This window comes from Levilactobacillus brevis (assembly GCA_021383565.1).
GTDB lineage: Bacteria > Bacillota > Bacilli > Lactobacillales > Lactobacillaceae > Levilactobacillus > Levilactobacillus brevis_B.
Window position 1 is genome coordinate 2,106,105 of the sequence record CP079699.1, and the last position, 13,518, is coordinate 2,119,622.

At 52.3% G+C, this 13,518-nt stretch carries 10 protein-coding genes; 6 read left to right on the plus strand and 4 right to left on the minus strand.

Annotated elements, in window-relative coordinates:
- Window positions 1-131: 131 nt before the first annotated feature.
- Window positions 132-1,316 (minus strand): amidohydrolase family protein, encoded by a 1,185-nt coding sequence (locus KB236_09760; protein ID UIF28809.1) that lies wholly within the window; start codon window positions 1,314-1,316, stop codon window positions 132-134.
- A 194-nt stretch (window positions 1,317-1,510) separates the two neighbouring features.
- Window positions 1,511-3,112: a peptide ABC transporter substrate-binding protein gene (locus KB236_09765; GenBank protein ID UIF28810.1), complete on the minus strand. Its 1,602-nt coding sequence runs from the start codon at window positions 3,110-3,112 to the stop codon at window positions 1,511-1,513.
- A 725-nt stretch (window positions 3,113-3,837) separates the two neighbouring features.
- On the opposite strand from KB236_09765, the gene KB236_09770 reads away from it, so the two are divergent.
- Window positions 3,838-4,527, plus strand: a complete 690-nt coding sequence (locus tag KB236_09770; GenBank protein UIF30343.1) for a hypothetical protein — start codon at window positions 3,838-3,840, stop codon at window positions 4,525-4,527.
- A gap of 226 nt (window positions 4,528-4,753) precedes the next feature.
- On the opposite strand, the gene KB236_09775 is transcribed toward KB236_09770, so the two are convergent.
- Window positions 4,754-5,515 (minus strand): MerR family transcriptional regulator, encoded by a 762-nt coding sequence (locus KB236_09775; protein UIF28811.1) that lies wholly within the window; start codon window positions 5,513-5,515, stop codon window positions 4,754-4,756.
- Window positions 5,516-5,810: 295 nt separating this feature from the next.
- Here KB236_09775 and KB236_09780 point away from each other — a divergent pair, with 295 nt between their 5' ends.
- From KB236_09780 to KB236_09795, 4 genes are all read left to right on the plus strand, one after another.
- A complete protein-coding gene (locus KB236_09780; protein ID UIF28812.1) occupies window positions 5,811-7,826 on the plus strand; it encodes a DHH family phosphoesterase in 2,016 nt (671 codons plus the stop codon).
- Window positions 7,827-7,897: 71 nt separating this feature from the next.
- Complete coding sequence (rplI, locus tag KB236_09785; protein UIF28813.1) at window positions 7,898-8,356, plus strand: 50S ribosomal protein L9; 459 nt, start codon at window positions 7,898-7,900, stop codon at window positions 8,354-8,356.
- A 253-nt stretch (window positions 8,357-8,609) separates the two neighbouring features.
- A complete protein-coding gene (gene dnaB / locus KB236_09790) occupies window positions 8,610-10,001 on the plus strand; it encodes a replicative DNA helicase (protein ID UIF28814.1) in 1,392 nt (463 codons plus the stop codon).
- Between the two features lie 528 nt (window positions 10,002-10,529).
- Window positions 10,530-11,528 carry an IS30 family transposase gene (locus KB236_09795; protein UIF28815.1) on the plus strand — a complete coding sequence of 333 codons (999 nt, stop codon included), beginning with the start codon at window positions 10,530-10,532 and terminating at the stop codon, window positions 11,526-11,528.
- Between the two features lie 51 nt (window positions 11,529-11,579).
- On the opposite strand, the gene KB236_09800 is transcribed toward KB236_09795, so the two are convergent.
- Window positions 11,580-12,116, minus strand: a complete 537-nt coding sequence (locus tag KB236_09800) for an NAD(P)H-dependent oxidoreductase (protein ID UIF28816.1) — start codon at window positions 12,114-12,116, stop codon at window positions 11,580-11,582.
- Window positions 12,117-12,268: 152 nt separating this feature from the next.
- Between KB236_09800 and KB236_09805 the strand changes: the two genes are divergently transcribed.
- A complete protein-coding gene (locus KB236_09805) occupies window positions 12,269-13,447 on the plus strand; it encodes an MFS transporter (protein UIF28817.1) in 1,179 nt (392 codons plus the stop codon).
- Window positions 13,448-13,518 lie beyond the last annotated feature (71 nt).

A 13,518-nucleotide genomic window follows, 5' to 3' on the forward strand; every position in this document is an offset into this window, starting at 1 on the left:
AGATGAATGTCAACTGGTAAATCGTTAACATAACGAAATAAATATTTAGTCAATCAGCGATAACCAGAAAAACGCAGTGCAAGCGCACCAGGGGTCGGATCCCGTGTGCCTGCACTGCATTTTAACGTGAGTTAGAATTCCCGGTGACCGCCCAAGTAGACCTGTTTATCGGCTTGAACAACGGCGGCGGTGTCGGCCAACGGATCGGCCTTGAGCACCTGGAAATCGGCGAATTTGCCAACCTCGAGGGTCCCGTATTCCTGATCAACACCCATGAGCGCGGCGGAATTGCGGGTGGAACACTGGTAAGCCTGCGCCGGGGTCATGCCTAATTTGGTTAGGAGACCGAACTCCTGGGGGGTCAGGTCAAACCCATTAAAGGGCGTTCCCGCGTCGGTGCCACAGGTGAACTTGACTCCCAGTTGAAAGGCGCGCCGCATGTTGACGTAGGTATCGTCCAGCGCATCGGCGGCCTTCTTGACTTCCCAATCGGGCAGCACGCCGGGGCCTTGTTCGGGGATAACCCATTCGGCGATGAGGGTTGGCGTGAGGTAGGTGCCCTGTTGCACCATCTGGCGGGCCTCATCTTCGGTGACGTAGAAGCCGTGTTCTACAGAGTCCACGCCGGCGTCCAAGGCGTTTTGGATACCCGGATTTCCCTCGGCATGCGCGGCCACGACCCGACGTTTGTGGTGGGCTTCCTCAACGGCGACGTGCATTTCGGCGACGGAGAGCTGGGCGTCCTCCATGAAATCATTCGGCGTCATGACGCCGCCGGTCGCCATAACCTTGATGCTTTCGGCCCCGTTCTTAAAGGCGGTTCGGACCGCCTTACGCATTTCGTCCGGAGAATCGACCGCGTGACCACCATGGGGTGAATCGCCATGGCCCCCGGTCATCGAAAAGGCCTTGCCCGAGGTCAGCATGTGGGGCGTGTGGGGGAGTTGGCCGGACTGTTGGAGTCGCTTGAGTTTGACGTCGGCATCGTAGCCGGTTCCGCATCCCCGCACGTAGGTCACGCCGGATTTAAGTAGCGTCTGAAGATTGGTAAAGGCGAGTACACCCGCCTCGGCCTCGGAATGTTCCTTGCCCTGAAGCGACTGGGGATCGGCGGTGACGTGGACGTGAACGTTCATAAAGCCCGGCATGACATACTGCCCGTTGAGGTCCACGCTGGTGTCGGCGGCTGCGGGCGTGCCCTGCCCACGGTCGACCAATTTGCCGGAGTCATTATCGACGGTGAACCAGGCGTTGGCTTGGTTCTGGTCGTTGGTACCATCGAATAGCGTAAGGTTAAAGAATGTGGTTTTGGTCATAAGATTGCCTCCTGAATATTAGGGATTAAATGAAGACGGTCAATAAAATCTAGTCTGGTGGGACGCCGCACAGCCCCGGTATTTCCTAGAATCAACACCACGAAAAACATTTGAGGATGTCGGTGTGGTGCGGGTCGTTGGAAATGCGGATACGGGCGGCGTTGCCGATGGCTTAATCGTTTAGCGGATCGACTTTACTTCCAATAAGCATATTTATACTGAGCGGCGTGGAGCAGGGTGTCCTTGAGACCACCAACATCCTTGCTGACGAGCTTGGCTTGGGACGGCTGATACAGGGGAATGTAACCCTTGACGGCCATGAGCCGTTGGTTAGCGTCCATCAGCGTGTTGTAGCGCGTGAGGCCCGTCTCGTTTTCCGCCTTGGCGAGCAGTTGATTGAAGGTCGGGTCGTTCCAGCCCGTGAAGTTGACCGAGTTCCCCTTGGCCGCCAAATCAAGGAAGTCTGAGGCGTCGAGTAAATTGGTGGACCAGCCTGTCAGATTGAGATCAAAGGTGCCGGCGAAGTCTCGCGCCACGTGTTGCGCGTGGGGGATGGAGGTCGTGGTAACCGTGAGACCCTTGAAGTTTTTCTCCATGACGGATTGAAGGTAGGTGCCCACGTGTTTGTCATCATCGGTATCGTCGGTCAACAGATTCAGTGTGACCTTAGTCTTACCGGTCTCCTTTAAGTATTTGGCCCAGTAGGTCTTGGCCTTGGCAACGTCAGTGGGGAGAAGATTGCCCAGTTGGGTGGCCATGTCTTCGCCTGTCTTCGGGTTGGCCTGATCCCCGCGGGGAACGGCACTGAGGGCGGGCTTGGACCCGTCTTGGAGTACCTTGCTAGTCAGCGTCTTTCTGTTCGTCACGTAGGAGATCGCTTGGCGCAGATTCTCAGAGTTCGTTGCGGACCGCTTACTGTTCACGTAGAGGTACTGGAGTCGACCCTGCAACGTCTGATGGAGCTCGCGGTTATTGGCGTTGGCTCGGACGTATTGGCTGCTAACGGTGGTCTCCTGGACCTTACCGCTCTTAAATAAAGTGGCTGCGGTGCTTTCATCCTTGGTGACGGCGACCTTGACCTTCTTGATCTTGACGTCCTTGGCGTTCCAGTAGTGGGTGTTCTTCACGTACGTCCAGGACGAGTTGCTTCCGGTCCAGCCGACCAACTTGTAGGCACCGTTACTCATGGTCTTGGTGGCGTTGGTGCCGTACTTCTGGCCGTATTTCTTCACGGTGGCGGTATTCAACGGGTAGTAGTCGGAAACGAGGTCGTTGAAATAAGGGACGGCCTTACTGAGGGTGATTTGAAGTTTAGTCTTGCTGAGGGCCTTGACGCCTAGCGTTGAAGGGTCGGCCTTACCATTCTGGATGGCCGTGTAGCCGGTGATGGCCGACAGCTTGTTGGCGTACTGGGCCTTGGTCTTCGGGGCGACCCAGCGACGCAGCGAGGTCACAAAGTCTTGGGCGGTGACGGCCTGACCGTTAGCCCATTTGGCGTTCTGCCGTAGGTTAAAGGTGTAGGTCTTGCCGTGGTTGGTGGGCGTGACGACCTTGGTGGCTACGCCCGCGACGATTTTACCGTTTTGATTGTAAGTGTAGAGACCTTCCATGGTTTGCGAGATGACGCTGCCACTGTTGGTGTCGGTCGACTTGTTGGGGTCGGCGGTGGCGGGTTCGCTGGGAAGGGTAACGTTTAGCGTCCGATTCTTGGTGGTGTTACCGGCAGCGTTGCCGCAGCCACTCAGGGTGACGAGTAAGAGTAGGGCAAGCGGCGCGGTTAGAGCAAGATGTTTCATCGAAAAACCTCCTAGAATACCAACTGATTAGAATGGTTCTGAAATAAAAAAGCACCCTTACGGAAAAAATTCTCCGTAAGGGTGCAGTCTGCACGGTACCACCTTATTTTTTGCTACTCAAAAAGTAGCGCTATCCATGAACGGCGAGCTTCCTAGAGGGACGGCCCCAGAGTCTAGGATCTACTGGGAAATCGAACCACACTCGCGATTCACTGCATTGATAACGGTTGCTACCGGTATAGACTTACTTTATTTTCAGCAAACAGCTCCGAAGGGATGTTCGCGCCGAAACCCTTGACCCGCTTGCACTAAACCGGGTTCGCTAACAAGGGGAAAATCGGTGCTACTGGACTTCATCATCACTTTTTAATTTTTCTAATCAATTGTTAATAATTGCTAGTTTAGCACGAGAATTCAGAAAGTCAACCGGGATTTTAAAATTTAGTTGGCGCTTGACGACCAATTTAGCTGGCAGTCTATAAGTAGTGTTTCACATGAAACATTTTCTGAAGGGAGATAATCTCCCGCAATAAAACTATCTTTTTACCCCCAAACCTCGTACACTGATCTCAGGAGGGGAGTACATGAAAAAAATACATAAATGGGCCCTGGCACTCGCCATCGCTTTGCTCGCGGTGGGCGGTCACGTGACGGCACAGGCGGCCACTAAAACCAAGGCCAAGGATTTACCGCTCTACACGACCTACGTCCGGACCAAACACGCCATGGATATCGGCGCCAAGGAGAAAACCAAGACGGGCTATAAGCCGATTCACGTGAAGAAGAATAAGTTGCTACGGGTCGACGGGATTGTCTTTTACGGTAAGTACCCGAATGCCTATACCAAGGCGACGCTGATCCTCGGGCCGATTCACTACGCGCGCTACCACCGGATTAAATACAGCAATAAGCTTATTCGTTTTAACACCGCCAACTTTACCTACGTGAAGACGTTGCGAGCCCCGATCCGGACGCAATTGCTACGGCAGGGTAAGGGCTTCGTGATGTCTACGACCCAGTTTAACCAGCCGACCTACTCGGCGGCGCTCTACGTCACGTTGGACAATTACATTCAGACCTACACCAAGGCTCGGATGACGCAGATTGACGACAACTGGCTGACCCGGAATGTGTACAACGACTTTGCCGAGCAGAAGCCCACGGATAGTGTGAAGATTACCAAGCTGGTGAAGAAGGGGACCAGCTACAAGATTGACTACCGAACGCCACTGAAGGGTTTTGCCGACCGTAAGATTGGTCCACATCATTATCGGCTGACGATTAAACAGGGGAGCAAGCAATCTCAGGGCTACACGCCGGTCGATGACACCTATGATACAGCCGCTAGTTGGACGAATTTCAAGGTTAACGGTCGCGCTTACTTTTCTGGGGATGCCGAGTGGGGCCTGAATTAAATGGTTCGCGTGAACCATAAGATAGTTCGACCACCTCAAGCTGACGGTCACAAGAGTTTGGAACAAAATTTCTCCAACCCTTGTGTTCCAATTTAGATAGCCGAAACGTGCGCCAAAAGGCAGCCGGTTCCGCTTAAAACTGACAACCAAATCATCCAAGACCGGGATTATTCGCTTATCAGCCTTAATGCTCACCGACTAATCGCCTTTTGGCGCACTCTCTTTTTTAGCGCGCGTAGCGTTGAATAATGGCCGCTAACGTTTCGGTAGCGGTGGCCCAGCCCACCCGCTGGTTGTAGTATTGGGCGAAACGCTCATCGGCTAAATACAGTTGCGCCAGGCCGCGATGTTTTTCCGGGGTGTAATTGTTCCACGTGAAACATAGCCACTGACGATGCAGCCGATAGACTTCGTGAGCGGCCGCGCTGCCTAACTCTTGGCTGACGGTTACTGCCTTTAGCTGGGCGATTAAGGCCGCCTCCGTTTCCTGCATGGCCTGGTAGTCGGCGGCACTTAGCGCGGCGAATTTTTGCTGGCTGGTTGCGACGGCGTCTTGGCCGTAACGTTGGCGGGCTTCGTCACCGAACTGTTGCTCGTTATCGGCGAGGGCTTGCTGTTTAAACGCGGCGAATTTTTCCGAATCTGTCATTTGGGGACCTCCAGTGCGGGCCGCTAAGGTACGGTCCAGGGTATTCAGCAAGGTCGTGAGGTGGTCGCGTTTGGCCTGAAGTTTGGTGCGTTGGGTGGCTAGAACGACCGTCTGCTCGGCGGGGGATTGGGCCATGAGTACCTGAATCTGGGCTAAACTAAAGTCGAATGCCTGAAAATAACGAATCAGTTGCAGGCGGTCCACGGCGGCTGGCGAATATTCCCGGTAACCATTGGCCGGGTTGCGGTGGGCCGGTAAGAGACCAATTTGATCATAGTAGCGCAGCGTGCGGGGACTGACGTTGGCGAATTGGGCCAACTGTTGAATGCTGTAGGTCATGGCGACCACCTCCTTCTTGCTTAGAGCTTATGATAAGGGCTGACGTCACGTCAAGGTCAAGGCTTTTGGTAAAAATCAGTGGGTTAACGGTTCCGTGGCACAATTAAAGTTATGATCCCCCAAAGATCAAGGGCAAGCCCGCCACGTCGCGGTTTAGTGCGGAACGTTGATTTTGTGATTAGGGGCTAGTGTGATAAAATATAGGTATTATTTGTAACTTTTTGCTTCCCCCGTGAGTCGCTTGCGATGTGGGAAGTAAAACGAATTTTCCCAGATGAATCAGATGAGGAGCAAAATGAAAAAATTATTTTCGCGAGCCAACATACCCGAGTTCTTACAGAACCGGCGTCTGCGTGGCATCGCTATTATGACGGCTGCTCTGGCCATTCTTGGAATTGTTCTGTCGTTTCTGCTGAACTGGATCTTTGGGATTGTCGTCCTAGTTCTGGTTGGCATCGCCACGCTAATGGTCTTCAACACCATGGCGGAGATTGGCGACGACACCACGCAGTACATTTCCGATCTGTCCTTTCGGATTCAGCAGGGTGAACAAGAAGCCCTGTTGCGGATGCCACCAGGCGTGATGATCTTGGGAGATAGTGATCAGGTGGAATGGGTCAATCCCTACCTTCAGCACTATTTCGGCGATACCGATGTTTTGAGCCGGTCGATTAACGATGTCGACGCGGACTTGGCGCAGCTGATTAATACGGCTGAACCCAAGACCATGACGACCGTGAAATGGCGCGATAAACGGTTTACGTTGTTTGTGGAACCCGATTTCCATGCCGTTTACCTCTACGACATCACGCATTACCAGTTGATTCAGGAACAATACGATAACGAAAAGATTGCTATTGGTCAGGTCTTCTTGGATAACTACGATGAAGTTACCCAGTCGATGACCGACCAGGATATCTCTAACCTGCGAAACTACGTGACCAACGAGCTGTCGGCCTGGGTTCAGCAGTTCGATATGTACCTGAAACAATTGGATGATGACCACTACTTCGTGCTGGCCTACGCCAAATCGTTGGCGGCCATCGAAGCCGATAAATTCAAGATTCTGGATACGATTCGAGAGACCACGTCTAAGCAAAACTTCCCGTTGACTCTAAGTATTGGGATTGCATATGGCGATCCCAACCTGAACAAGCTAGCCGACCAAGCCCAGAGTAATCTGGATTTGGCGCTGGGCCGGGGTGGGGACCAGGTCGTGGTGAAGGCCGCCGACCAGGAAGCCCGTTACTATGGTGGGAAGACCAACCCGATGGAGAAGCGGACGCGGGTCAGAGCGCGGATGATTTCCCAAGCACTACAGGAATTGATGAACGAGTCCGACCAGATCTTTGTTCAGGGGCACACGCAACCCGATATGGATTCGCTGGGCGCCTGCCTGGGGATTCGGCGGATTGCCAAGATGAACCACAAGACCTGTTGGATCGTCTTGGATAAGGAAACGGTCCATTCCGACGTGCAACGTTTGTTGGATAACCTGAAAGCCTATCCCGACATCGACGCGGCAATTATCTCCCCGCAGGAAGCTTTGGAAAAGGCCACCGCGCAGAGTATGTTGCTGATGGTGGACCACTCGAAGCCGTCCATTTCCATCTCGGCGGACCTCTACCACCGCCTGGAGAACCGCGTGATGATCATTGACCATCACCGGCGGGGCGAAGAATTCCCCGAGAACCCCCTGCTGGTCTACATCGAACCGTACGCCAGCTCGACCTGTGAGTTAATCACCGAAATGTTTGAGTACCAGTCCCAAGAGGGCGAACCAATCAACAAGCTGGAAGCCACGGCGATGTTGACGGGGATCTTCGTGGACACCAAGCACTTCTCGTTGCGGACCGGGACCCGGACGTTTGACGCGGCCAGTTACTTGCGGTCTGCCGGAGCGGATTCTATCGAGATGCAACAGTACATGAAGGAAAATGTCGACAGCTACCTGCAACGCAACCACTTAATTGAAATGGTTGAGTTCGTGAATGAAGACATGGCCTTAATTGCGGGCGAAGAGGACCAAACCTACGATCCGGTCACGGCGGCTCAGGCGGCCGATGACCTGCTGAATATGTCCGGCGTGGACGCGTCGTTTGTCATCACCCGTCGCGCTGACGGTCGAGTCGGCATTTCCGCGCGGTCACTGGGTGAGATCAACGTCCAGCTGGTCATGGAAGACATGGGCGGTGGCGGTCATCTCTCCAATGCGGCGACCCAGATTAGTGATAAATCGGTCGCTGAGGTTAAACAGCAGTTGCTGGATATTCTGAACCCAACCGAGGAGCCGGTTGACGCGGCTAAATAGTTAATTGCTTCTCGCTGGGTTTCGGCGTAGGATTAATAATAAGCATGAATTAAAAGTGAGGAGTGACCGACGTGAAAGTCATTTTTATGAAGGATGTCCGCGGTAAGGGTAAGCGCGGCGAAATCAAGAATGTTCCTGATGGCTACGCCCAAAACTTCCTGATCAAGCGGGGATTGGCCAAGGAAGCCAATCAGGCCGCGATGAGCCAGTTGAAGGGTGAACGTAAAGCAGAGGAACGGCGCGAGGCGGAGAACTTAGCCGAAGCCCAGGACCTGCAAAAGCACTTGGAAAACGACAAGACAGTCGTTGAGATCGTGGCAAAGGCCGGAGAAGATGGCCGTTTGTTCGGGTCTATTCCTAGTAAACAAATCGTGCAAGCCTTGCAGAAGCAATTCGATTTGAAGATTGACAAGCGCAAGGTGGAACTCCCAGAACCGATTCGGTCGCTGGGCTACACCAACGTGCCGGTCAAGCTGCATTCCGAAGTCACCGCGAAGATTCGCGTGCACGTGGCGGCGAAGCAAAAATAATGAGATTAATGAAGACCGTTGCGCTTGCGTGGCGGTCTTTTTTCGTGGGAATTTTACGCGGTGGGCGTTTATCTCTGCCGGGGTGGGCAAAGTAGTGTATGATTCAAGATGAACGGTCATGGCGGGCGAGCATGAATATTTACCTGACCACCCGTTACATGGTAGAATAGATGTCTTAATGCTTGCGTTATTTTGGTAAGCGCGAGGAATTGGAATGTTGTCTAGGCACCAGTGAAGAGGTAATTAGTTAAGCATGGATAATAACGTACTCACAGACCATACCCCACCACAGAACCTCGATGCCGAAAAGGCCGTCCTCGGGGCGATCTTTTTAAGTACCGATGCGTTGGTGGACGCGTTGGAATACCTAGCCCCGGAGGATTTCTACCGCCGGGAACATCAGATTATCTTTCAAGCGATGATCGACCTAAACGACCGCGACGAAGCCATTGATGTGGTGACGATCACGGACCGATTAACGGCCAAAAATGAATTGGATGACGTCGGCGGGATTACCTACATCGCCGATTTGGCGGGCGCCGTACCCACGGCCGCCAATGCCACGTACTATGCCAAGATTGTCCAAGAAAAGGCGATCCTGCGGCGGTTGATTCAGACGGCCACCAACATCGCCACACAAGGGTACCAGCAGGACGAGGACGTTTCCGACCTGCTGGATAACGCCGAACGTGACATCATGAGTGTGGCGGAAACCCGGAATCAGTCGGGCTTCAAGCCGATTCGCGACGTGCTGAATACCTCCTTTGAAGAGATCAATAAGCTCTCCGAACAGGGCGATATCATTACGGGGCTGTCGACGGGCTACGCCGAGCTGGACAAGATGACCACCGGGCTACATGACGACGAGTTGATGATTTTAGCCGCCCGGCCGGCCGTGGGGAAGACCGCGTTTGCCTTGAATATTGCGCAAAACGTCGGCACCAAGACGGATAAGACGGTCGCCATCTTCAGTCTGGAAATGAGTGCGGAGTCGCTGGTCAACCGGATGTTGTGCGCGGAAGGCTCCATCGACGCCAATCACCTGCGGACGGGGCAATTGTCCGAAGACGAATGGCAAAACTTGATTGTGGCCATGGGAAGCCTGGCCAAGGCCAGCATCTACATCGACGATACGGCCGGAAACAAGATCACCGAAATTCGGGCAAAATGTCGGCGGTTGGCGAAGGAAAAGGGTAACCTGGGGCTCATCGTCATCGACTACTTGCAGCTGATTGAAGGTACCAACCACGAAAGTCGCCAACAAGAAGTTTCCGATATTTCGCGGCAGTTGAAGAAGCTAGCCAAGGAACTCCACGTGCCAGTCATCGCGTTGTCCCAGCTCTCACGGGGCGTGGAACAACGTCAGGACAAGCGGCCGGTGTTGTCCGATATTCGGGAATCCGGGTCAATCGAACAGGATGCTGACATCGTTTCTTTCCTCTACCGGGACGACTATTACGAGCGTGACGGTGATGAGGATGGCGGTGGCGACAACGACAGTGATCCACGTGATGAGGGCGATCAGGATGTCGGGGAAGTCGAAGTCATTATTGAGAAGAACCGGTCGGGTCCGCGGGGAACCGTCAAGTTGCTCTTCGTAAAATCATTCAATAAATTTTCATCGGTGGCCTATACGCCAGAATAAAAAAGTGAAGCTGTCGATCGGGAGACTGGTCGGCGGCTTTATTTGATCGCGGTGTGACAGGACCAAAAGGGTGAACTGGTCTAGAGAACTTGCTGGGAGATTTATGCGGATAACTTGATATGAATCAAGTTGATGTCCCGAATTAATGTGAAAATTGAAAAAATAAGCGGATAAATGGTGTTTAACCGTAAAATTCATAGGGTTGTGCTAGAATGTTCACATTTTCGTCATATTTACAGATTACTATATGAAGCATAGAAGTTAACCAATCGGTTGCTTCTACCAAAGATTAACAATCTTTTTTCATGTACTCCTCCTCCCCTGGAATAATGAAAAAATAGTTAACGTCATTGTTATAAATGACGTTACCCCTACTCCGATGACCATCGCTTTCCCCGAGCGGTGGTTTTTTTTGTGCGACGAATTTACAATTGAAGTGCAACAAGTAAGAAGATAAAAAAGGAACTCATAGCCTGAGTCCTGTAAAATGAAGTCACCACAACAATCATTTAAAGGAGATTTTAGGCTATGAGTTCGTACAAACATCTTACCTTAAAAGACCGAGAATGCATACTGTTAGGCGTCACTTTAAACGATAGCTATCAAGTTATTGCGGAGAAAATTGGCTGTTCTAAAGCCACTGTATCACGTGAAGTTACACGCAATGGCGGTCGTGATGCATACTCAGCTGTCAAAGCACAAGAGAGCTACCAAAGGCGCCGACTGAAGAGCCGCCGTCCTAGACTCCTAACTGACCTGAAATTACGAGATTTTGTCCTTCGCTGCATCGTTCAATACCAATGGTCTCCCGAACAAATCTCAGGGCGTTTACTTCACGAAAATAGTGGATGGCGAATTAGTTACAACACCATTTATCGCGGAATTGAACGTGATAATTTGGGAATTAAACGTAAGAGTCGTGGCGCTCGTGGTTTTGCCCGTAAACTCCGCCATCGTGGCAAAACTCGCAAGGTCAAAGGAACAATCAATGAACGACGGGGGCGGTTTAATGATGTTCCTTCAGTCCATGAGCGGCCAGTGTCGTGTGATAACCGGAGCTGGTTTGGCCATTGGGAAGGTGACACCGTTCGAGGTAAGACTGGACGTTCAGCTTTAGTTACGTTGGTGGACCGTAAATCACGTTACTTACTATCTCAACGAGTTTCCAAAGTAAACGCCAAGAACGTTACACAAGCTATGATTGACTTATTGCATACTGTGACGCCCAAACGAGTTCGTACGCTTACGCCGGATCGTGGGACTGAATTCGCAAGATATCGTGAAGTTAGTCAAGAGCTAGGTATTCCGGTCTATTTTCCAGATCCACACGCACCACAGCAACGGGGAACTAACGAGAATACAAATGGTCTTATTCGTGAGTATTTCCCAAAAGGAACTGATTTAGATCAACTCACTGACCAAGATATCTGTCAGTTCATTGAAACATTAAATAACCGACCACGTAAGGTCTTAGGCTGGAAGAGTCCATCAGAAATTTTCTTTGGAATAAAGTTGCGCTTGACTTGACAATTTGTCGCCTAAAAATACGCGCGCGGACGAGATGTTTCACATGAAACATTATTTCGTTAGTGTCAGAAATTGCCGACGGAGGGCCAGACAACTTTCCGGGAGCGTCGAGCGGGCCGCCACGTCATGGGCGCCATCGGCCGTGACAATACCGGTGCCCTGAAAGTCCATCTGAAGCCAATCGCAGGAGGCGCGTACGGCATCGGCAATGCCCGTGGCCTTGCGTTCGGGTTGATCGGCACCGACGATCAAGAGATAGACGCGTTTACCGGCGAAGGGGAAGTCGTGACTAAAGCTGTCAAACCATCGATCCATGAAGACCTTGAGTTGGCCCGTCATGCCGTACCAGTACACGGGTGTCCCCAGCACGATATCGCTGGCTCGGGCAAAGTCCGTGCGCATGAAGGCCTCGTAGTCGTCGCTAGTGTCGCGCTGGTCGCGGTCGGTCTCCCGGTCATCTTGGACGAAATGCAACGTGTAATCCGTGAGGTGTCGGGTGGTGTGGGGACAATCGGTCAGTAGGCGTTCACCAAGGGTCGCGGTGTTGCCGTGACGCCGAGGACTGCCGTTGATGAATAAAATGGTCATACTAGAAAATCTCCTCTGTAAAGGTTACGTAAATTTCGATAAGTCTACTTCGTTAGGATTGGAAACGTTTTCTTGAAATTAGTGGGTGGTCATTTTCCGAAGGCTAGTGCTAGAATGTAGCTTAACGTACTTTTGGGAAAGGGAGGGTCACGATGAAACAAGAAATTCGGTTGCGCTGGTTACTGCTCGGCGCGCTGTTCAGTAGTATCGGCATGAGCTTTATCTGGCCATTGACGACGATCTACATGCACAATCGGTTGGGAACCTCGCTTACGGAAGTGGGGATTATCTTACTGTTCTATTCACTGGCCAATGTCGTGGGAAGTGTGCTGGGCGGCCGGCTATTCGACCGGCTCAATCCCTATTATTTGACGATCGGTGGGGTCAGCGTGTCCCTGCTGACGTTGGGCAGTCTGATCTTCAATCACGGGTGGCCGGCGTTTCCCATCTCGCTTATCTTCCTGGGGTTGGCCTCCGGGTGGACCCTGACGATGGTGAATTCACTGGGAACCACGATTCACAGCCGCGATGGTCGATACATATTTAACATGTTATATTTCGCGCAGAACTTAGGGGTCGTCTTGGGGACGGCCATGGTGGGCTACGTCTATAATACCAGTGTAGCCCTGCTGTTTGGCATTGCGACGAGCCTGTTTGTGCTCTTTCTGATCGTCGCGGTGCTCTGCTATCATGCGCCGGCGGTCATGCAGCGGCAGGTGGTTCAACAGGAACGGCACAGCGTCCACATTGCGCTACCGAATCGGCGGATCATGGCCGGCTTCTTCATTTCGCTGGTGGTGATCTGGATCATGTATGAGCAGTGGGTCTCCAACCTCTCCGTCTATATGACGGGCATGGGGATTCCCATGAAGGATTACAGCCTGTTGTGGACGCTTAACGCCGGGCTGATCGTGGTCTTCCAGGCGCTGATTAACTGGTTCTCGCACTATTTCAGCAATCTCTATTTGCAGGTGTACGCCGGCATCTTTTTCGTAGCGGTTTCCTTTGTCACACTGATCTTTGCCAAGGACTACCTGCATTTCGTGATTGCCATGGTGATTCTGACGATGGGTGAGGCGACGGCCTTTCCGGCGATTCCTGCTATCGTCAACAACCTGACGCCGACCGCGGTTAAGGGAAAATACCAAGGCATGGCCAACGCCTGGGCCTCGGTCGGTAAGGCGGTCGGTCCCTTATTCGGGGGAATCGTGATCGACCACTCCTCCTATACGTTGCTCTTTATCATTGCAGCGCTGGCCAATCTGGTGATTCTGGGGTTGAACGGCGTGATTATTACGGGCAACCAACACCGTGTGGAAACTTTTAAATGAGTTCTGGAGAGAATGGTGTATAATAACACTAGGTAATTGTCAGAATCATTAGGGAAATCAGGGGAAAGCAC